At 35.1% G+C, this 19,672-nt stretch carries 21 protein-coding genes, 1 pseudogene and 1 riboswitch; of the genes and pseudogenes, 12 read left to right on the top strand and 10 right to left on the bottom strand.

All coding sequences use genetic code 11. The features are described from left to right. Positions 1 to 22 precede the first annotated feature (22 nt). Together AAG068_RS24120 and AAG068_RS24115 are read left to right on the top strand one after the other, a co-directional pair. The gene (locus AAG068_RS24120; protein WP_000041855.1) at positions 23 to 712 is read left to right on the top strand and encodes a response regulator transcription factor; all 690 of its coding nucleotides are present in this window, start codon (positions 23 to 25) and stop codon (positions 710 to 712) included. Next, complete coding sequence (locus AAG068_RS24115; RefSeq protein WP_342716096.1) at positions 709 to 2,583, top strand: sensor histidine kinase; 1,875 nt, start codon at positions 709 to 711, stop codon at positions 2,581 to 2,583. Before AAG068_RS24120 ends, AAG068_RS24115 begins: the two co-directional genes overlap by 4 nt. Positions 2,584 to 2,786: 203 nt before the next feature. On the opposite strand, the gene thiT is transcribed toward AAG068_RS24115, so the two are convergent. After that, on the bottom strand, positions 2,787 to 3,404 hold the full coding sequence (gene thiT / locus AAG068_RS24110) for an energy-coupled thiamine transporter ThiT (RefSeq protein WP_342716095.1): 618 nt from the start codon (positions 3,402 to 3,404) through the stop codon (positions 2,787 to 2,789). An 85-nt stretch (positions 3,405 to 3,489) separates the two neighbouring features. Next, a riboswitch (TPP riboswitch) is annotated at positions 3,490 to 3,591 on the bottom strand. Positions 3,592 to 3,785: 194 nt separating this feature from the next. Between thiT and AAG068_RS24105 the strand changes: the two genes are divergently transcribed. From AAG068_RS24105 to AAG068_RS24095, 3 genes are read left to right on the top strand one after another with little or no spacing between them, the layout of a single operon-like run. Beyond that, positions 3,786 to 4,013: a FeoA family protein gene (locus AAG068_RS24105; protein ID WP_342716094.1), complete on the top strand. Its 228-nt coding sequence runs from the start codon at positions 3,786 to 3,788 to the stop codon at positions 4,011 to 4,013. Beyond that, the gene (feoB, locus tag AAG068_RS24100; protein ID WP_342716093.1) at positions 4,010 to 5,998 is read left to right on the top strand and encodes a ferrous iron transport protein B; all 1,989 of its coding nucleotides are present in this window, start codon (positions 4,010 to 4,012) and stop codon (positions 5,996 to 5,998) included. The genes AAG068_RS24105 and feoB overlap by 4 nt, the downstream gene beginning before the upstream one ends. Before the next feature lie 16 nt (positions 5,999 to 6,014). Continuing rightward, positions 6,015 to 6,182 (top strand): FeoB-associated Cys-rich membrane protein, encoded by a 168-nt coding sequence (locus tag AAG068_RS24095; RefSeq protein WP_000989599.1) that lies wholly within the window; start codon positions 6,015 to 6,017, stop codon positions 6,180 to 6,182. Positions 6,183 to 6,232: 50 nt separating this feature from the next. Here AAG068_RS24095 and AAG068_RS24090 read toward each other — a convergent pair. From AAG068_RS24090 to AAG068_RS24075, 5 genes and pseudogenes are all read right to left on the bottom strand, one after another. Further along, positions 6,233 to 6,817, bottom strand: a pseudogene (locus AAG068_RS24090) (IS3 family transposase); the annotation flags it as partial. Continuing rightward, on the bottom strand, positions 6,799 to 7,128 hold the full coding sequence (locus tag AAG068_RS29995; RefSeq protein WP_428845976.1) for a transposase: 330 nt from the start codon (positions 7,126 to 7,128) through the stop codon (positions 6,799 to 6,801). The pseudogene AAG068_RS24090 and the gene AAG068_RS29995, both read right to left, overlap by 19 nt. A gap of 69 nt (positions 7,129 to 7,197) precedes the next feature. Further along, positions 7,198 to 7,542, bottom strand: coding sequence for a hypothetical protein (locus AAG068_RS24085; protein ID WP_001109640.1), 345 nt, complete (start codon positions 7,540 to 7,542; stop codon positions 7,198 to 7,200). Between the two features lie 13 nt (positions 7,543 to 7,555). Further along, positions 7,556 to 8,968: a WXG100 family type VII secretion target gene (locus AAG068_RS24080; protein WP_342716092.1), complete on the bottom strand. Its 1,413-nt coding sequence runs from the start codon at positions 8,966 to 8,968 to the stop codon at positions 7,556 to 7,558. 311 nt (positions 8,969 to 9,279) lie between these two features. Then, positions 9,280 to 9,858: a lipoprotein BA_5634 family protein gene (locus AAG068_RS24075; RefSeq protein ID WP_098047241.1), complete on the bottom strand. Its 579-nt coding sequence runs from the start codon at positions 9,856 to 9,858 to the stop codon at positions 9,280 to 9,282. Positions 9,859 to 10,258: 400 nt separating this feature from the next. Here AAG068_RS24075 and AAG068_RS24070 point away from each other — a divergent pair, with 400 nt between their 5' ends. From AAG068_RS24070 to AAG068_RS24050, 5 genes are all read left to right on the top strand, one after another. After that, positions 10,259 to 10,924, top strand: coding sequence for a PspA/IM30 family protein (locus AAG068_RS24070; RefSeq protein ID WP_000110287.1), 666 nt, complete (start codon positions 10,259 to 10,261; stop codon positions 10,922 to 10,924). Between the two features lie 80 nt (positions 10,925 to 11,004). Beyond that, positions 11,005 to 11,409, top strand: coding sequence for a DUF350 domain-containing protein (locus AAG068_RS24065; protein WP_342716091.1), 405 nt, complete (start codon positions 11,005 to 11,007; stop codon positions 11,407 to 11,409). A 22-nt stretch (positions 11,410 to 11,431) separates the two neighbouring features. After that, positions 11,432 to 11,938 (top strand): DUF4178 domain-containing protein, encoded by a 507-nt coding sequence (locus tag AAG068_RS24060; RefSeq protein ID WP_342716090.1) that lies wholly within the window; start codon positions 11,432 to 11,434, stop codon positions 11,936 to 11,938. Positions 11,939 to 11,950: 12 nt separating this feature from the next. Beyond that, positions 11,951 to 12,766, top strand: a complete 816-nt coding sequence (locus AAG068_RS24055) for a DUF4247 domain-containing protein (RefSeq protein ID WP_342716089.1) — start codon at positions 11,951 to 11,953, stop codon at positions 12,764 to 12,766. 97 nt (positions 12,767 to 12,863) lie between these two features. Then, the gene (locus AAG068_RS24050) at positions 12,864 to 13,082 is read left to right on the top strand and encodes a hypothetical protein (protein WP_342716088.1); all 219 of its coding nucleotides are present in this window, start codon (positions 12,864 to 12,866) and stop codon (positions 13,080 to 13,082) included. 95 nt (positions 13,083 to 13,177) lie between these two features. On the opposite strand, the gene AAG068_RS24045 is transcribed toward AAG068_RS24050, so the two are convergent. Then, a complete protein-coding gene (locus tag AAG068_RS24045; protein WP_000411244.1) occupies positions 13,178 to 14,050 on the bottom strand; it encodes a YitT family protein in 873 nt (290 codons plus the stop codon). A 187-nt stretch (positions 14,051 to 14,237) separates the two neighbouring features. Then, on the bottom strand, positions 14,238 to 15,272 hold the full coding sequence (locus AAG068_RS24040; RefSeq protein WP_342716087.1) for a YdcF family protein: 1,035 nt from the start codon (positions 15,270 to 15,272) through the stop codon (positions 14,238 to 14,240). Between the two features lie 707 nt (positions 15,273 to 15,979). Here AAG068_RS24040 and AAG068_RS24035 point away from each other — a divergent pair. Both AAG068_RS24035 and AAG068_RS24030 read left to right on the top strand, forming a co-directional pair. Next, positions 15,980 to 16,780, top strand: coding sequence for an S-layer homology domain-containing protein (locus AAG068_RS24035; protein ID WP_342716086.1), 801 nt, complete (start codon positions 15,980 to 15,982; stop codon positions 16,778 to 16,780). An 82-nt stretch (positions 16,781 to 16,862) separates the two neighbouring features. Continuing rightward, positions 16,863 to 17,096, top strand: coding sequence for a spore germination protein (locus AAG068_RS24030; RefSeq protein ID WP_342716085.1), 234 nt, complete (start codon positions 16,863 to 16,865; stop codon positions 17,094 to 17,096). 165 nt (positions 17,097 to 17,261) lie between these two features. Here AAG068_RS24030 and cydB read toward each other — a convergent pair whose 3' ends face one another. Beyond that, a complete protein-coding gene (gene cydB / locus AAG068_RS24025) occupies positions 17,262 to 18,290 on the bottom strand; it encodes a cytochrome d ubiquinol oxidase subunit II (RefSeq protein WP_342716084.1) in 1,029 nt (342 codons plus the stop codon). Further along, positions 18,280 to 19,629 (bottom strand): cytochrome ubiquinol oxidase subunit I, encoded by a 1,350-nt coding sequence (gene cydA, locus AAG068_RS24020; RefSeq protein WP_342716083.1) that lies wholly within the window; start codon positions 19,627 to 19,629, stop codon positions 18,280 to 18,282. Before cydA ends, cydB begins: the two co-directional genes overlap by 11 nt. Positions 19,630 to 19,672: the final 43 nt, after the last annotated feature.

Raw genomic sequence — 19,672 nt, 5'->3', positions numbered from 1 at the left:
AAAGCAGGAGGGGATATAAGTTATGTCAAAAAATATTTTAATTGTAGAAGATGAAGATATATTACGTGAAATATTAAAAGATTATTTTTTGAGTGAGCAATATGTAGTGTTTGAAGCAAGAGACGGGAAGGAAGCTTTAGTTGTATTTGAGGAAGAAGAGGTTGATTTAGTTATTTTAGATATTATGTTGCCGGAACTTGACGGGTGGTCCGTTTGCAGAAGAATCCGTAAAACATCCGAGGTTCCTATTATTATGCTGACAGCACGTGTTGATGAAGATGATACGTTACTTGGATTTGAACTTGGAGCGGATGACTATGTGACGAAGCCGTATAGCCCACCCATTTTATTAGCTAGAGCGAAAAGATTGTTAGAGAGTAGAAAAGTAACAAAGCAACTTTTAGAGAATGAAGATGATACATTATCCATTCATGGTATTCACGTCCATTTCCCGTCGCGTACTGTTACGATAGATAGAACAGACATTAATTTAACACATACAGAATTTGAAATATTAGCGTATTTTATGAAAAATCAAGGGATTGTTTTAACGCGAGAGCAACTCATTTCAAGAATTTGGGGATACGAATTTGCTGGTGATGACCGAACCGTTAATAGCCATATTCGTAATTTGCGAAATAAATTAGGAGAGAAAGCAAAGTACATTACAACTGTAGTACGAACAGGTTATAAATTTGAGGGGAATGTATGAGAAAAGGAATTGTACTAAAATTATTTACCCTCACAACAGCATTGTGCATGTTAATTTTAGCGACGATATTTATTGGACAAACGATATTTTTTAAACAATATTATGCGAATCGAAAAGTAGAAGATATTAAAGTGAATTTAAATTCCTTTGAAAAGAATTATTTGAACTATGCAGGAAGTGCAGAAGGAATTCAGAAGCTGGAGCAAGACTTTTTTAGAGAGAATAATACATGGATTACGACATTAGATCAGAATGGAAATTTAAAACATGTGGATGATTTTTATGTAGAGGTTACTTTAGATCGTAGGGCAGAGAAGGAGTTTGGAAAAAAGGTAATCAAGATGCCTTTGTACTATCTCATGACCATAGATGAAATTGAAGGTGGGACACTGCCTAAGTTAGAAGGGCGGTCAGTCTATTTTTATGGGCTAAAACGAGACGATAGTTTCATCGCATGTTATGTACATATAGAAAAGGCAAATTTGAGTTGGCTGAATAAACCGTTAGGAAAAAAATTAGCTGCAAAGGAAATTCAGATGAGTGGTGGTAAGCCGACAGTTGCTGAAGAGCCTATCGCTGTGGAAAGAAAAGGAGTTTCTGGAGTTATGAGTGCTGAGGAACAGAAGAGGGCGGCTCATAACTCGGATTTCAATCTAGCAGGGAAAATTACGAAAGTACAATTTCCTGATGTAAAAGGACCGGTAAATCCAATTTATAAAAATAATTTATTTTTGGATAATATAAAGGAATTTCAAGCTGAATTATTATTAAAAGAAGGTAAGCAAATAAAAGATGCAACACAAATAATGGATTATGAAAAGAATGATATAAAATATAAATTATTAATCAAGCCAATAAAAGAAAAAGACGGATCGGTAACATATATATATGCGATGGCTTCTTTACAGCCTGTAGATGAAGCTGTACAAATGGTGGAAGATTACTACATCTACATCATTGCATTTGTAGTCGTTCTCATTTTTCTAGCTTCGTTCTATTACTCTAAACAAATTGCAAAGCCGTTATTAAAAATAAATGATACAACGAAGAAAATAGCGCATTTAGATTTCACAGAACAAATACCGATTACTTCAAAAGATGAAATTGGTGATTTATCGAAAAATATTAATGTATTATCTAATAAGCTCCATTCGCATATTGGACAGCTAGAACAAGACATTGAAAAAGAAAGAAAGTTAGAAAATACGAGGAAAGAATTCATTTCTGGTGTTTCGCATGAATTAAAAACGCCACTGAGTATTATGAAAAGCTGTATTTCTATTTTAAAAGACGGAGTAGCTGAGCATAAAAAAGAGTACTATTTTCAAGCAATGGAACGAGAAGTAGATAAAATGGATACGTTAATTTTGGATATGCTTGAGTTAGCTAAATTTGAGTCAGGTACATATAAAATGAAAAAGGGACCATTTTATATTGATGCTGTAATTGAAGATATATGTGAACATCTTTCTGTGGAAATAGAGAAAAAAGAACTGCATGTGCATAAAAATATATGTTCATTTGAAGTAGTTGCAAATCAAAGTCGGATTGAACAAGTCATCGTGAACTTCATTACGAATGCTATACGTTACACACCAAATAAAGAAGATATTATTATTTCTATAATAGATGAGAAGGATCGTATAAAAGTGTGTATTGAAAATAAAGGTACTCACATTGAAGAAGAGCAATTAGATAAAATTTGGGATCGTTTTTATCGCGTGGATGCAGCCCGTCAACGTTCGCAAGGTGGGACGGGGCTTGGGCTAGCTATTTCTAAAAATATTTTAGAATTACACGAAGCTGAATATGGAGTAAAGAATACAGAAGACGGTGTATTATTTTACTTTTACTTACCGAAAAAAGTGTAGATGATACATGCTACGCTTTTTTAATTTATTTTCATATTATCTTTACCTAATCTTTATTTTTAAGCGATATAATCTGGTTAGAAAATGAGGTTATGTAAGGAGTCGATGAACCGTGCATAGCAATTGGCTAAGTATAATGGTGTTTATTTTCTTTTGTGCATTTATTGTATTTTTAATTGATATTACGATATGAAAAAAAGCGCTCATGAAGCGCTCTTTTTCTTCGAGTTTAGTTGATAGGCACCAATGCTCTTGAATAAGCGTGGTGAAGTAAGAAATAAAAATATAAGTAAAACGGTACATAAAATAAAAGAACCGAGCATTGTACTGCCGTTTACAATTAATGAATATAGAACTGCTGATTGACCTTTCGGTGCATATTGTCCCCAAAAAATAATACCGGCGATAAAGTGACAGAAGTAGCGAGCAAAGCTACCGATAAATGTAGCAAGGATAATGTAACCAAGAACTTTCTTTCCTTCGTTATTTTCATTGGAAGCTAAAAGTGCTTTTTGAATTGGACGATAGAATAAACCAGCAAATCCAATGAATGCGAAAGCAACGAAGTATTCAATGAGTACTTGAATCGGTGTGACGATAATGGCATCGCCTACAACAATTTGTAATAATCCCCAAATTAAGCCTCCTAAGAAAGCCATTTTGAAGCCCCAGCGGTATGCAATAATAAAAATAGGAATCATAGCAAATGAAATGGAACCGCCTGTTGGAAGTTTAATTGATAATGGTAAAATGTCGATGACCAAGGCGAAGGCTGCAAGAATAGCAGATTCGATCATCGCTTGTAAATTGGTGTTACGCATGTTGTCTCCCCCTAAATCCAAGTTGTACAAAAAAGAATAGATATCATAGGAGGATACGAAATACGTAAATAAAAAGAGGTATGTATTTCGGACGTTTGCACAATCCCTGCGTTAGCATTAACTAACAGGTTCGAAGGGTCGGAACGAAGTGTTCCCTCTCAGCGGCATGGCTCCCCCAGTGATAACGAGATTCTTTATTTGCTATTGTTTATTGTAAGCGAAATGGATGAGAATGGCAAACGAATGTAGTATGACAATTATTGAAATAGAATTGTAGTGAAATGTTAATAAATATGAAGCAAAAGGGTATAGTACAAGAGAAATAGAGTGTGCTATAATTTTTCTGAAAATAATTATCATTCTCTTTGGAGGGGGAAGGTTATGAGCTTAGTAGATATTAAAATCGGTGAGAAAGTGTTAGTAAAAAGCGTTCAGTCGTTAGATCAATTATTAAAGAGAAGACTGGCTGCTTTTGGTCTTTCTGAAGGAAGCGAACTTCGTGTGAAGCAGAAAGCGATGTTCAAAGGTCCTTGTACATTGGAGTGTCGTGGACAGTTAATTAGTATTCGTCATTGTGACGCGAAAATGATAAAGGTGGAATTAGCGTGAATAAGGTAGCTTTGCTAGGGAATCCGAATACAGGAAAGACATCATTATTTAATGCACTTACTGGTTCTTATGAATATGTAGGAAACTGGAGCGGTGTAACAGTAGAAAAGAAGGTTGGTAAATTAAAAGATAAGCAAGGAACATTGATTGATTTACCAGGTGTTTATGATTTAAATCCCGTTTCGCGTGATGAAGGTGTTGTAACAAACTTTCTATTAACAGAAGAATTTCAGCATATGTTAAATATTGTAGATTCCTCGCAGTTTGAACGAAATATGCATTTAACGTTGCAATTACTTGAATTTGGTAAGCCAGTTTCAATTGGTTTAAATATGATTGATGTGGCGAAGCAAAGAGGAATTATAATTGATGTAAAACGATTATCAGAACTATTAGGTGTAACAGTCGTTCCTGTCGTTGCAAGAAGCGGAAAAGGTTGTGAAGAACTACTTGCGACTCTTAAAGAAAATGACAAAAACGAGAAAAAGCCATTCATAATTTCATATGGTGTACAAATGGATGAAGGAATCGGAGAGGTGATTTCTCTTTTAGAGAAAGCGAATTATAAGCATCCAAGATGGTTAGCTCTTCAATTTCTAAGCAATAACGAAGTAGTAGAAAAAGAAATGAAAGCATTACCAATTTATAGGGAACTTGCAGCCATTCGATCTCGCTTAGAAGGAAAACTTGATTGTACGTTGGAGGAGCACATTTACAAAACTCGTGAAGCGTATATTGAAAAGTTAAAAACAAATGTTATGCAGCATGAGAAAGAAGGGAAAATTCCTTTTTCGGAAAAAGTTGATAGATTAATTACACATAAAATTTTAGGACTTCCAATCTTTTTAGCAGTCATGTTTTTTATTTTTCAGGTTACGTTTACGTGGATTGGTACACCTTTATCTGATATGCTAGATGAGTTTTTTGGTGGACAGCTTACGGATTGGGTGACAGCTGGACTTACAAGTGTCGGAGCTTCTGATTTTATTCAAGCACTCGTTACAGAAGGTATTATTGCCGGTGTTGGTGCTGTATTAGTATTCGTTCCGCAAATCTTTGCACTATTCTTTTTCATTTCATTATTAGAAGACTCAGGATATATGGCGCGAATTGCAGTTGTTATGGATAGAATTATGGAGTTCTTCGGTTTAAACGGAAAAGCGTTCATTCCGATGATTATCGGTTTTGGATGTAATGTTCCAGGTATTATGGCAGCGAGAACGATTGAACAAGAAAAAGAACGTTTACTTACAGTTCTTGTAACACCGTTTATGTCTTGTTCGGCACGTTTACCTGTATATGCATTATTTGCAGGAGTATTCTTCCCTCAAAGTCAGGCAACTGTTGTGTTTTCTTTATATGTTGCAGGTATTATTCTTGCGTTATTAGTTACAAAAATTATGTCCCTTACCATTTTAAAAGCGGAAAAATCTATTTTCGTTATTGAGCTACCACCTTACCGCGTGCCACAAGCGAAAACGTTATGGTTAAGTACGTGGGAGAAAGGGAAAGGATTTGTTCGTAAAGCAGGTACATTTATCTTCGGTGGTTCGGTTGTCATTTGGTTATTAAACTATGCAGGTCCATCAGGATTTGGTGTCGATATGGGAGACAGTTACTTAGCGATGATTGGTGGATTTATCGCGCCACTATTTGCACCACTTGGATTTGGAACGTGGCAAGCTGCGGCATCCCTTTTAACAGGATTTTTAGCAAAAGAAGTTGTCGTTTCTACAATGGCAATTATTTATGCGGTGAAAGAAGATGTGCTAGGAAATGTAATGGGAGCACATTATACGGCGCTATCAGCATATGCATTTATGTTCTTTATTTTATTATATGTTCCGTGTTTAGCGACAGTAGCCGTTATTAAACGTGAAACAGGATCAGCAAAGTGGACGATTTTCTCTGTCGTGTATCCACTCGTTGTTGCTTATGTATTAACGCTTATTATATACCAAGTTGGATCCTTACTCGGATTCTAGAAGGAGATGTATTAGGATGATGGTCAATATTATAATTGGAGCTATCATTTTTGGTTATGCAGCATATACGTTAGTGAATTTTGTAAAGAGAAGTAAAAAAGGAAAATGCGCAGCATGTTCTTTAAATAAGTCATGTCAGTCGCAAACTTGTAGTCCAGATATGGAGCAAGTTGCTCATAAATAGTAAAAAAGCTTTGCGAATTTGAATTGAACCCAAAAAGTTAGACAAATATATTAAGTAGCTACTAAGGATTGAACTCTGTATTGCACAGGGGACAATCCTTTTAGTTTTGTTTTAATTCTTTTGTGATTGTAGTAATGAATATAAGTTTCTAGTTCTTGCTTAAATTGTTCCATACTTTCAAAATCTTTGAGATAAAGTAATTCAGACTTTAATAAGCCAAAGAAATTTGCCATGACTGCATTATCTAAGCAATTTCCCTTACGGGACATACTTTGGATAACGTTATGTTTTTTTAGCGACTGATGATATTGTCGCATTTGATAATGCCAACCTTGATCCGAGTGTAAAATAGGAGTTTCCTTATCATTCAAACGTTGAAACGCCTTATTTAACATTTTAGAGACAAGGTAATACGCAGGTCTATGTTCTATGTTGTAAGCTATAATTTCCCCGTTATATAAGTCTAAAATGGGTGATAGATATGGTTTTTTACCATGTAAGTGGAACTCTGTCACATCTGTTACCCATTTTTCATTTGGTTTTGAGGCGTGAAAATTACGTTTTAAAATATTAGGAGCGAATTTCCCGACAGTCCCTTTATATGAACGATATTTTTTTAATCGAACAAGACATTTCCTTCTGTTTCATAAGCTACTTTCCATTTTCGGAGTGTTTCGCAAGAAGGAATATAAAAAAAAGCAGCTGTTTCTCTCAGAGATGTCCCATTTTCATTCATATAATGAATTACATCTAGTTTATACTCGAGAGAGTAAGTTGTATAGCGTTTTTCAAACGACTTTTCCCCTGAAAATTCAAACCATTTAATCCATTGATAAAGTTCTCTAGGATGAAACCCTATAGAATTAGCAATGGTTTTTCCATCTTCAGTACCGTCTAGATATCGTTTTACTACTTGTATTTTATCTTTTGAAGAAAATTTATCCATAAAAAATGCACCTCCAATTGTTAATTATGTGTCTAACAATTGGGGTGCACTTCATTACAGGCAGTCTTTTTAATCTACTTCAATATCTCGTCCTTCTGTCATCACTTTATTTCTCCAAAGCAAAAGTAATCTCCTAAATTCTGAAGTTTCTAATTTACATTGATTATTTGGTGGGCTAATGTAATAATTAATCGCGCTTGTATATTTAGGTTCAATAAATACAGCAGCAGCATTGTATTCTAGTTCATAACTAGGGTACTTTCCCTCTACGACATGGTCTAAAACTTCTATGTATTCATCTGCTTCATCTTCATCTAGGTTTTCTATAAAGTCAGATACAATAGCAATTTCTTTTGGTAAACGAATTCTTAGTCCACCAAATGGGTCACGCCAAAATTCATGTGAATAATTCATTAATACAACCTCACTATCTTCTCGTATATTTTGGATAAGCAGTGGTAATTTCTCCATTTTCAATAATCATCTCAACCTTAAATCCAGAAGAAGTTTGCCCTACGTATTTATTTGGAGCGATTTGAACACGATTGGTATATGCTTCTTTAATAGAATCAACTACCTGGACTCTATTCCAATCCTTAGGGAAAAATGAAGATTTAGCTTGTTTTACAATACCATCAACCTTTACTTCTGCAACATATACTCCTGCAGGATTTGGTGGCCTAGTAACGCGAATTATCTCTCCCCCCATCATATTCTCGTGATGATAACCAACAGCTTTTAATCCCCACCATTTTTGTCTTACTTCACCATGAAAAACATGCTCCATAAGTGATGAGTCAAATTTATATGGCGTGTTCCCACTGGAAGCTCCTTCACCACTAGCAAACTGATGGGTCGATAGCTTTTCCTCAGCTGCTCTAAAATCAGGTGTATCAAATACAGAGCGTATATTATTTCCACCAGCTAAAGCAAACTCATTGCGATTACGATTGAATAAGGATGCAGCGTCTTGCAAGCTTTGATTAGCAGTTCGTGAAATCTCAGCTAATTTTGTGCCAGGGTTCAACATTGCAATTTTATCCACGCCTTTTGTTCCTACGAATAGTTGTCCAACAGCCAATATAGTATGACCAGCCGCGCTTCCATACCATTCTGCACCACTATACGAGTCACCATTGGTAACATCACGATTCCAAGAATCAGAAATTGTTTGTTTTATCGCATTGAACGTCTCGACTGGGTGAGAAATGGCTTCAATCGTGTTATTAAATGTGTCAATTGGATGGATAACTGCATCTGCAAGTCCTAATAATTCATCACCTATAGCGTCGCCCATCCCCTTTTTTAAGTGATAGGGGACACCTAATCCAGCTTTTTCAAAAGCAGATTCGATTTCATCATCTATATTGTCTTTTATTTTATTCACATCTTTATACGCTGCATCGATACCATGTTTAAATTTATCATATAAAGACTCATCGGAATTTTTTACTTTACTAAGATCCTCATAAGTTTCCTTGAGACCATGCCAAACCTTGTCACTTAAAGATCCATCATTTTTCTCACTATTTAACTTACCACACATTGCTCCTTCTTCAAGATTTCCATCATATGAAGCATCTGCGGTACGGAATTTTTCGGCAATTCGTTTCAAATCCTCTTCCACTTGTATAATCGAATTGATAGATGTAAAAGCTTTTGGTCTTGCATCATTGAACATTTGAATGAACTGTTGGTTAGAGGCACCAATCCATTGAAAACACAAATGATCTATTTCATTACATAGATTATTATGTATAGATTCTAATGCGATTCTGGTAGTATTTGCACGATTAGCAACTTCTTCTAGCATTTCAGGTGTTACTTTGATTTGAATCATTTCTTTCCTCCCTTTCCCCAATTAAAACTATGAGATAAAAAGAAAAAAATGTAAATACGGAAACTTTAGATTAGTATAATAATATTTATGTGAAATAAAATCTGCTTAATTGTAAATAAAGCTTATGTGTATGTAAAGTAACAATAAGAGCCACGATTGTGAGCGGTTTTTTATTTTGCATCAATAATATCAATAAACTTCAAAGTCATTTATCCTTTGAAGAAAATTTAGCCATAAAAAATGCACCTCCAATTGTTAATTATGTGTCTAACAATTGGGGGGGCACTTCAATTTCGCAAAGCTTTTTTGTTTTACTTTTTAATTTTTACAAGTTGAGAAGCTTCTACGCCGTTGTAGCCAGGGAATTCTTTACTTGGGTCTTTATCGAATTTTAATACCCCAACAGATTTTTCATCACCTTTTACATTGCTGTAAGTTGCGTCATCAACAATTGCATACATATCTGTATATGCACGGCCACTTCCGATAATTGTATTGCCTTCGTATTTTAATTTTGCCCCATCAAGTGTAGCATTTTCTACTTTTTCTTTAGCAAATAATACACCTTGCTCTGCTGTTACAGCTGGTAATTTATCAAGTGGTTTCGTGTCGTCTTTTTCATCAACCTTGCTAAGTAACTCTTTCTTCACCAGTTCTTCACCAGTTTTCTTATCCATAACAAGAACTTTTTTACCCTCTAATGTTGTCATTTTCATTTTATAGAAGTCTTTTTCTTTCACTTCTTTTTTGTTTTTATCTGTAATTTGTTGAACTTGTTCTTCTGATCCGTACAGTACAAAACCGTTTGCTTTCTCTCCTAATAAAGAACAACCTGATAATGCTCCAAGTGAAATTGCTGCCGCTAATCCGATTCCTACTAATTTTTTCATGATGATTTCTCCTTTTATATGTTTTATAGTCAATACATTTTTGTATTAGTTCGGAAATGATGAGAAGCTTGTTTGTTGCTTCTGGTATTAGTGTATAAGAAATATTGCAACGTAACTATCGAGTTAGCTTACAGTAACATTACACTTATGTAATTTAGTGAAAGTGCACAAAAGTAAGTTAATTTTAAAGAGAAATAATGAGAATATATTAGAAATGCAATATTGTATCTAGAATGTCATATTATATTGGATGTATTTTGGAAATAACATGTAAGGACATCTTCGTTTTGTTATAATAAACACATAGCTGTAAAAATGACTATTCTTTACTGTTAAGGGAGATTTTTATTTTTCCAAGTAGTGAATTTGAAATATGAGGTATATCATAGGAGGAATTTGGATGTCTGTATTTAAACGATTAAGAGATTTAACTATGTCGAATGTGTATTCATTAATTGAGAAAGCAGAAGATCCAGTTAAGATGACGGATCAATATTTACGCGATATGCAAGCAGATGTACAAGAAGCTGAGAAAAGTGTAGCAGCTCAAATTGCACTTGAGAAGAAATTCAAAATATTATTTGAAGAACAAGAAGCACTTGTGAAAAAACGTGAAGAGCAAGCTCATATGGCTGTTCAAGCAAGCAATCTTGACCTTGCGCGTCGTGCTCTTGAAGAAAAACAAAACGCAGAGCAAAAGATGAATGAGTATAAAGCAAGCTATGAGCAAAACAAAGCTGCTGCTGATAACCTTCGCCTGAAGCTAGAAGAAATGCGTAAGCAATTAACAGAGCTGAAAAATAAACGTGAAACACTTGTAGCACGTGTAAATGCGGCGAAAGCACAAAAGAATATTAATCAGGCGATGTCTGGATTTGATTCAAACTCAGCAAAAGCTGGTTTAAGCCGTATGGAAGAGAAAGCTCTTCAATTAGAAGCTGAAGCAGAAGCAAGCGGCGAAGTTTATAAAAAAGAAAAGTCATTAGATGATGAATTTGCAAGCTTAAATAAAAATTCTGCTGTTGATGATGAATTAGCTCGTATTATGAAGCAGTATGAGAAATAATATAGAATAGAGACAAATGAACCGACATGTCTAAATAAATTCATGTCGGTTTTCTATTACTTTTATTAGGAGGTTTTGCAATGACATGGACAAATGTAGTAGCCATGCTTGTATGGACTGGAGCAAGTGCAGTACTTTTATTTGCAATTATGTGGGTTGATTCAATTTTTACTAAATACAATGACTTAAAAGAAATAAAGAATGGGAATACAGCTGTAGCAACTCGTTTCGTCATGAAATTATTCGCGCAAGGGTACATTTTATCTCAATCGATTACGAAAGCAAATGACTTATGGCAAGCGCTACTTGCATCAGCAGTTTCTTTCGTTATTTTGTTAGTAGTAGAAATGTTTATTGAGTTTGTTTTAAAGAAAATAGCTGGTTTAGATTTAGAAGAAGGCACGAAAGAAGGCAGTATTGCGCATGCAATGTTGGCCGGATCATTACATATCGTTGGGGCACTTATTTTAGGTGCTTGTTTATAAAGAGAGAAGGAGGGGATAGATCATGAGTTTATTTAAACGGATTAAAAATATAATGAAGAGCCCAGAGCCGCCGAAACCAGAAAAAAGTTTATTAACGTTAGCTCCTGGGGATATGATTGAAGTTTCATTAGTTATGTACGAATTGACCGGGAAAACGAGTATGCATTCTCGTAAAGAAATTGTTTTGACACTGCAAGACGGGAAAGATATTCGTTATTTAAAAATTGAAGACCGTGAAAATACATATTATAAATTATATACACCAATTGATGGTCGCTTAGATTCGATTGATGAAATTCCGACGACAATTGAAATGGATGATACAGAATACCATATGGAAGAGCAATATAACGGGCGTGTTGTTGTGATGGGAAAAACACCATTCGCTGCTTCAGAGGAACAGTATGTATGGGAATTCCAATCAGATAACCGAAAATTATTGCGTATTGAATGGCAAAATGGTCGCACAATGATGTATGAGGGAGAAGCAATTATTCCTGCTGATGTACAAATTATAAGAGCAACGTAAGGGGGCGTAATCATGTCAAACCGATTGTTTACCATGATTAAATCGTTCGTGATCCCTATACTTGCTATCGTTACGTTACTTGTTGTTGCTGGATATGCCTTATCAGGTTGTCAAGGCGGACAGACAAAGTCGATTCAAGACCGTTATCCACTAGAATCTGTCGCAAAAGAAGGTAAACAAGAATCTTACGTGTATAGGGCCGCCAATCGGTCAGTTCCTGAAGTCGCAAAGGAACTCATTGATGAAAGAGAACCGAAGCAAGCATCTAAAGAAGACGAAAATCAAATGTTCCTCGTTTATTCTGATAAGATTTATAACTTGCAAAAGGATAAAGAGAAACCATCTGATACGTTAATTGAAATAAGTAATAAAGAATTTGTCCGTCAAAATTACCAACCATCCTTCTTGCAAGGATATATTATGGGAAGTATTTTAAACGATATATTCGGTTCACGAAAATCATCATACGGTGATTATCGCGGATATAATGACAGACAAAATCATAAACCGGTTATTCCAGAGAGACCGCCTACGAAAGAAGAAAAGAAAACCCCGCCTCCAATTACGAAGGAAGGGAAAGGATCTATCATTAAGCGAGGCGATAATGTAGATTCGAAACCTTCCGTAGGAGATACAGGAAGTATTACGAAAAAAGGAAGTAGTACGCCTCCGCCTTCTACTGGAAGCAAAGGGAAAATTACAAAAACACCAGGTGGCTCGAGCGGATCAGATGTGAAGCCGAAATCATCTATTAAAACGCCGCCAAGGAATACATCGCCTCCGAAAACAAGGGTCGGTGGTTCAGGGAAAATTACGAAGAGAAGATAGTTAAAGAGATCGAAAAGTGGAATTTGCTTTTCGGTCTTTTTATTATGGAAATTAATTCCTTGTAGCTGGTACAATTAATGTATAAGGAGGGATTAGTATGACTATGTATAAAAGATTTAGTGTAATTATGTTCCTCGTCTTATTCTTAAGTTTGTTTATCGGCACAACGATGAAATTTCACTTTGTAGTAGGTATTCTATGGATACTATGTACATGTACTCTCTTTCTATATGTTCCGCTTCGTTTTCAACAAGAAGTGCCCGCCTTTCAAAAATACGTAGCATGGATTAAGAGAGGAAGAAGATGGGGAGAGTAAAAATATATGAGCGATTATAGGAATATATCGACCGCACCTTTATAATAAGAAGAGGGTGTGCCAAATTGTTGGCACACCCTCTTGATTCATAATGATTAATGAATATCACGTTTCTTAAAGTTACCGCCTTTTACTTCTGCTACGTCATAAACTGTAATAAAGGCGTGTGGATCGATTTCATTAATAAGTTCTTTCATTTTACTTTCTTCTAAACGGTTAATTACACAAGAAATTTCTTTGAATTTCTCTCTTGAATAACCACCGTATACTTCGTTATATGTTGCACTTCGGCCTAAACGATCGCGAATGGTTTCTACCATTAATTCAGGCTCTTTCGTAATGATTTTAAATGCTTTCGAACCACTTAAACCAACTTCAACGATATGAATCACTTTCGAAGCAATAAAATAAGCAATTGCCGAAAGGATAGCTCCTTGAAGACCGAATACTGTTGATACGAAAATAAATACGAACATGTTTAAGAATAAGATAAGGTCACTTGTTCCAAAAGGTAACTTACGAGAAAGCAATACAGCTAGCATATCGATTCCATCTAATGCGCCGCCGTTACGTAATGCTAGTCCCATACCGAAACCGATGATAATGCCACCAACAACTGTAACAAGTAGTGTATCGCCTTCAATAATAGCTGGTATTCCGTGCATAACAACAGTACCTACTGCTAATGAAGCAATCCCGATAATGGAATAAATAGCAAAGCTTTTACCGATTTGTTTATATCCTAACCAAACGAAAGGAATGTTAATAACTGCGATTAGAGCTCCTAATGGCAATCCAAATAATCTTGAACTAACGATACTTAAACCAGTCACACCACCGTCTGATACGTTATTTGGAATTAATACTGCTTCTAATCCGTACGCTGTGATAAATGCCCCGATAATAATCATCAAAGCTTTAGAAGCGATTTTTAGCTTATTGGGCTTGTTTTTGATAATTTTCTCCATGTAATTTCCTCGTTTCAAACTAGTTTCTTATTTATTACGTCATTCACACCTAAATTCCATTTTAACATTTAAATTGAAAAATTTCTCCTTTAATGGATGTATGCAGGGGATATTATGACCATATTATCTTTAAAATATTTTTGAAATGAGTATAAGAAATCCCATCTTTTCAAAGGATGGGAGACTATTAAGAAATGATAAAACTAAGCACGGATAGGAATAAAGAGAATCCTAAAATAACTCCGCAAACTTTCATATGACGTTTGCGTCCCATCACAACAATTGCGACGTATTCACGAATCATTGCATTAGGCCAGTAATAAAATGCAGTTTTTGATCCGATTCCTTGGCTATTAAGACCTGCTTGTCTTGCATATATACCAGCGCGGAAAAGGTGGAAATTGTTCGTTGTAAAAATACTTCTATATTTACCTTCAGGCTTTAAAGAATCCATAATTTCTTTAGAGAAAGACATATTTTGATATGTGTTTACAGAGCGATTTTCTTGCACGGTATGTTCAAGTGGAATCCCTTTTTCAACAGCATATTTTTGCATCGCTTCTGCCTCTGGAAGGCCTTCATCTGGACCTTGTCCGCCAGAGAAAATAATTGTTGGTGGGGTATTTACAGCCGCTTGTTTCCAATAAAAATCGATCGCTTTATTAATACGACTTGCAAGTAACGGCGGTACTTTATCATTAATTAAGCCGCTACCAAGAACGATGATGAAATCTTGATTACGCCTTGGTCTGTTGAATTGATATAGAAAATAAGCGCTTAAGAAGTTAGATAAGTGTATAAAGAAATATAAGGTTATAAGAGAAATTCCAGCAAAAATAGGTTGCAAATGCGGTGAAAATAAGCTGCTTGGATTTACGATAAAGAGTAATATAGATAATAAAATTCCTAAGGCTGCAATTAAAGTTAAAGAGTTTGTAAAACGTCTTCCTTCACGTTGCATTAAAATCTTTGCATTAAGAAATAGCCCAAACATTAAAGCAACGATGCCAAAAGGTATCATTACAAGTAGTGCTAACATAGGTAGAATAACGATAAAATGTAAAGAGTCACTACCAGACTCGTATGAAGCTAAAGCACAAAATAATAAAAAAGAACAGAAAAAGGCATTAAATAAAAAGCCGTTTATTATTTTTCGTGGATCCTTTAAATAAGAGATAAGAAAAATAATAAACAATATAAGGGGAATAATTCCAAAATACATAAATATAGTACACCTCAATTTGTATAATAATTTGACATACCATTTATATTACATGATTTTATAATTGAAAATGAAAGAAAAAATGATTTAGAATTTTCTCAATAAAATATATAGATGTATATGTTACAATGTATGTAAAGCGATATATTAAAAGTAAAATGGTTGAAGAGGCACTCTATGGAGTGTCTTTTCTTTTCGGTATGTAATTATGCATATTATATTTATTTTCAAGTGAAGAGGATTAAAATATAAGTGGTAGACATACTTTATAAAGCAGAATTTAATACAAACATTTCCCTCTACTTTTTGTATCTAACAATCGTATAACAATAAATAATTCTGTTTTATAGTGTCTGTTTATAAAAGTGTCTTCTTTGAAGGCACCTTTTTTTGTTTAGTATAGAATGTTTTTACTGTTTGCATAGTGGAAACTATCTATACTAAACATTAGCAATCTTCCGTATAAACATTATCAATTTACTATATATTCCAGTGGTGTTAACCTACATATGAAAGGCTTTCTTTTTCAAAATATTACCCCTAATAAATTTTTGAAGAAGTCAACTGTCTCCAAAATTGCCATTCATGCTTAGCAAAAAAGAATCCTGCTGGATTCTTTTTTGTGTTCGACAGAATATGACAAATTATATTTATATAATATGTTATATTATTAAATGATTATTGTGGAAAGAGAAGGAGATTTAAGTATGGGATTTAAAAAACTAATGTTAACAGGTGCACTTGTTGCAACTACAGCATTTACTTCAATTGGAACAGCGGAGGCAAGCGCAAGTTTTAAAGATGTTCCAAACAATCATTGGTCTTATAAAGCGATCATGGATTTAGCAAATAAAAACGTTGTTTCTGGATACGGAAATGGGATTTTTGGATTTGGTGATGATGTAACGCGTGAGCAAGTTGCAGCTCTTATGTTCCGTCATTTAAAACCGACTGTAAAAGAACAGTATAACAATCCGTATAAAGATGTTACGGACCGTTCAACTATGTTTAAAAAAGAGATTCTTGCTTTAACAGAGATGGGTATATTCGTTGGTGATAACACAGGGAAATTTAGACCGAAAGATTCGTTAACTCGTGAAGAAATGGCACAAATTTTGACAAGGGGATTCCAATTGCAAATAAGAGGGGATCATAATTTCCCGGATGTAGATAGAAATGGATGGGCGAATCCTGCGATTACTGCAATTAAATCAAATTATATTACGGCTGGAACTGGTGATGGTACATTCGCACCTAAAATGCATGTAAGTCGTGAGCAATACGTTCAGTTCTTATATAATGCAACGTTACCATTTGAAGAAAGACCAGGAGCAAAACAACCACAACCGAAACCAGAAGTAAAACCTGATCCGAAACGCTTTGCTAACTGTAAAGAAGCAAATGATGCTGGATATTATGATATTACAAGAGACAGCCCGTATTATGGTAAGCATTTAGATCGTGATGGCGATGGAATTGCTTGTGAGAAAAACAAAAAAGGTAAATAAGAAAAAGCACTCAGGCTGAGTGCTTTTTCTTATGGAAACATGCTATTTTTGTAGGCGATTCTCATAAACTAAAAGTAATGAAATGAAAGTAGGTGACAAAATGCCGTCAATTGTGGAAGGTGTTATTATTGAAAACTGTAACGGGACGATTAATTTAGGAGACAAATATAACGTGCAGCCGATTGAAAAAACGAAAGCTTATAATGGATCGGGGTCATCGAATACAGCAATAAAAGTACAGACATTTAATGGCGTTAGTACAGCAGATGTAGGGGATAGCGATGTGAATGATCAGGGAATACAATTTACTTTATAAAGAAATATGTAAAATTGCATAAAATGATGAACTTGCCCTGTGCTACAATTTAGCTGTGAGCTGTTAATGATTCTTCTGTATTGTAGTTGTTAGATTAGAAATATAACATCCTATCGAAAATCATACGTAAAAAAAGACACTTCAACCGAAGTGTCTTTTTTCATTTTAGTGATACCCTTTAGCAGAGTCTTTATGAATTTTATTTTTAAAGATACTGTAGCTCCAAAGTTGATATCCAATAACAATTGGTACCATAACCATTGCAACGAAGAACATAATTTTTAAGTTTAATTGACTACCAGCTGCGTTGTATAACGTTGTACTATAAGCATCATTAATACGAGATGGTAACATTCTTGGGAACATGCCCGCAAAGCCAGTTGTCATAAACATTGCGATTGTTAAGCAAACGAATGTGAATGCAAGGCCGATTTTATGTTTGTACACCATAATAAGTGCGAGTACACTCATTAACATTGCAAGTACTGGAAGAATGAATAGTACCGGATATTCTGTAAAGTTTTGGAATAAATTAGTACGATTGGAAGTTGCTACATAGAAAATAGCTAAAATGATAGCAGCTACCATTGAAAATGGTCTTGCGATTTTATAAGCACGGTCGGATACTTCACCAGTCGTTTTAATCATAACCCAAAGGGCACCAGATACGACGAATATAGCAGTGAAGAACAACCCTCCTAAAATGCCGTAATGATTTAGTAAGCTAAGTAAATTTCCTTCATAGCCATTTTTTCCGATTTGTAGTCCGTAATAAAGGTTAGCGAACGTAACACCGAATAAGAAAGCGATTAGGAAACTACCAATTGCAAATGCCCATTTACAAGTTTTTTGCCAAATTGGTGAATCGTCTTTATGCATGAATTCAAGTCCAGCAGCACGAGCAAATAGTGCAAGTAATACTAAGAATAACGGTGTATATAAATAACTAAACATATTTGCATAGGTGACTGGGAAGGCAGCAAATGTTGCACCACCAGCTGTAATTAACCACACTTCGTTACCACCCCAGAACGGGCCAATTGCTTCTTGTAATTGATTTCGTTCTTGTCGATCTTTCGTAACGAAAGGAAAAATCATTCCGTTACCAAGTGCATACCCATCAAGAATGAAGTAAACTGTCCAAATCACGCCCCATAAACCGAACCAGATAATTGCGAGCATATCATGAGACATGTGCTGTACCTCCTTCAGTAGCAGGCTCTTCTAATGCAGCAGGTCCTTTTTTCGCGAACTTCAGCATTAAATATACGTCTGCAATTAAGAGTAGAGTATAAAACAATATTAAACTAATTAAAGAGAACCAAATCTGCGGAACAGATATAGGTGATACAGATTCTGCTGTACGCATTAGTTTATAAACTGTCCATGGTTGACGACCTACTTCGGCAACAATCCAACCAGCGTTAATTGCGATATATGGTAGTAAAACAGACCATATTGTAACTTTTAAATAACGTTTTGAGCTTTCTAGTTTTCCTTTTCGGTTTAAATAGAAGCCATACCAAGTTAATGCCATAAAGAACATACCAAGTGCAACCATTAAGCGGAAGCTATAGTACACGAGGTTAACGTTTGGACGATCTTCTTTCGGGATATCTTTTAAACCAACAATTTCGCCATCAAATGAATTTGTATAGAAGAAACTTCCTAGTTTCGGAATCGTAAGGAACTCAAAGTTCTTTTCGTTTTTCACATCAGGAATTTGAACAATCGAGAAGCCTTGTCCTTTTCCAGTTTCCCAAACAGCTTCCATCGCAGCTCCTTTAGCTGGTTGATATTTAGCTGCTGATACACCAGATTGATGTCCCATAAACGGTGTAATTGTTGCGGCGAATAAGCCTAGCATTAAACCAAACTTAAATGATTTTTTGAAGAATTCCACTTCATTTTTGCGTAATAAATGATAGGCACTAATTGCCATAACGAAGAAAGCGCCAACGATATAACAACCAACTACAGTATGGAAGAACATATTCCAAGCATATGGATTCGTAACGAGTGCCCAGAAATCATTTAATTCAGCGCGACCGTTACGTACGACGTAGCCAACCGGATTTTGCATAAAGCCGTTTGCTGTAATAATCCAAAGTGCGGAAATATTTGTTCCAAGTGCAACCATCCACATACAGAAAGCACGGAACTTTGGTGAAATTTTGTCTTTACCGAATAACCATATTCCCATGAAAGTAGATTCTAAGAAGAAGGCAACGAGTGCTTCGATTGCGAGAGGGGATCCGAAAATATCTCCCATATATTTGGAGTACTCAGACCAGTTTGTTCCAAATTGGAATTCCATCGTAATCCCGGTTATAATCCCCATGACGAAGTTAATTGTAAATAATTTACCCCAGAAGTTTGCCATTTTGCGATATGTTGGATTCAATGTGCGGGCGTATTGCGTTTCCATACATGCCACTAAAATAACAAGTCCGATTGTCAAAGGTACAAATAAAAAGTGATAAAAAATAGTAATTGCAAATTGAAAACGACTCAGTAACAGAACGTCGGACATAATAAATATTCACTCCTTTTTTGCATTATCTACAATTAGTTTA

The organism is Bacillus paramycoides, from assembly GCF_038971285.1.
In the GTDB taxonomy this organism is placed as follows: Bacteria; Bacillota; Bacilli; order Bacillales; family Bacillaceae_G; genus Bacillus_A.
Note: the sequence above shows the minus strand (reverse complement) of the source record. Positions and strands in the feature narration are given on the sequence as shown.

Excerpts from the sequence above, each read along its gene's own strand:
- AAG068_RS24095 (WP_000989599.1), top strand. The coding sequence starts at position 6,015 with ATGATGGTCAATATTATAATTGGAGCTATCATTTTTGGTTATGCAGCA.
- AAG068_RS24115 (WP_342716096.1), top strand. The coding sequence starts at position 709 with ATGAGAAAAGGAATTGTACTAAAATTATTTACCCTCACAACAGCATTG.
- AAG068_RS24030 (WP_342716085.1), top strand. The coding sequence starts at position 16,863 with ATGAAAGTAGGTGACAAAATGCCGTCAATTGTGGAAGGTGTTATTATT.
- AAG068_RS24035 (WP_342716086.1), top strand. The coding sequence starts at position 15,980 with ATGGGATTTAAAAAACTAATGTTAACAGGTGCACTTGTTGCAACTACA.
- AAG068_RS24040 (WP_342716087.1), bottom strand. The coding sequence starts at position 15,272 with ATGTATTTTGGAATTATTCCCCTTATATTGTTTATTATTTTTCTTATC.
- AAG068_RS29995 (WP_428845976.1), bottom strand. The coding sequence starts at position 7,128 with ATGGATAAATTTTCTTCAAAAGATAAAATACAAGTAGTAAAACGATAT.
- AAG068_RS24105 (WP_342716094.1), top strand. The coding sequence starts at position 3,786 with ATGAGCTTAGTAGATATTAAAATCGGTGAGAAAGTGTTAGTAAAAAGC.
- AAG068_RS24070 (WP_000110287.1), top strand. The coding sequence starts at position 10,259 with ATGTCTGTATTTAAACGATTAAGAGATTTAACTATGTCGAATGTGTAT.
- AAG068_RS24055 (WP_342716089.1), top strand. The coding sequence starts at position 11,951 with ATGTCAAACCGATTGTTTACCATGATTAAATCGTTCGTGATCCCTATA.
- AAG068_RS24075 (WP_098047241.1), bottom strand. The coding sequence starts at position 9,858 with ATGAAAAAATTAGTAGGAATCGGATTAGCGGCAGCAATTTCACTTGGA.
- AAG068_RS24085 (WP_001109640.1), bottom strand. The coding sequence starts at position 7,542 with ATGAATTATTCACATGAATTTTGGCGTGACCCATTTGGTGGACTAAGA.
- AAG068_RS24120 (WP_000041855.1), top strand. The coding sequence starts at position 23 with ATGTCAAAAAATATTTTAATTGTAGAAGATGAAGATATATTACGTGAA.
- AAG068_RS24050 (WP_342716088.1), top strand. The coding sequence starts at position 12,864 with ATGACTATGTATAAAAGATTTAGTGTAATTATGTTCCTCGTCTTATTC.
- AAG068_RS24045 (WP_000411244.1), bottom strand. The coding sequence starts at position 14,050 with ATGGAGAAAATTATCAAAAACAAGCCCAATAAGCTAAAAATCGCTTCT.
- AAG068_RS24060 (WP_342716090.1), top strand. The coding sequence starts at position 11,432 with ATGAGTTTATTTAAACGGATTAAAAATATAATGAAGAGCCCAGAGCCG.
- cydB (WP_342716084.1), bottom strand. The coding sequence starts at position 18,290 with ATGTCTCATGATATGCTCGCAATTATCTGGTTCGGTTTATGGGGCGTG.
- cydA (WP_342716083.1), bottom strand. The coding sequence starts at position 19,629 with ATGTCCGACGTTCTGTTACTGAGTCGTTTTCAATTTGCAATTACTATT.
- thiT (WP_342716095.1), bottom strand. The coding sequence starts at position 3,404 with ATGCGTAACACCAATTTACAAGCGATGATCGAATCTGCTATTCTTGCA.
- AAG068_RS24065 (WP_342716091.1), top strand. The coding sequence starts at position 11,005 with ATGACATGGACAAATGTAGTAGCCATGCTTGTATGGACTGGAGCAAGT.
- AAG068_RS24080 (WP_342716092.1), bottom strand. The coding sequence starts at position 8,968 with ATGATTCAAATCAAAGTAACACCTGAAATGCTAGAAGAAGTTGCTAAT.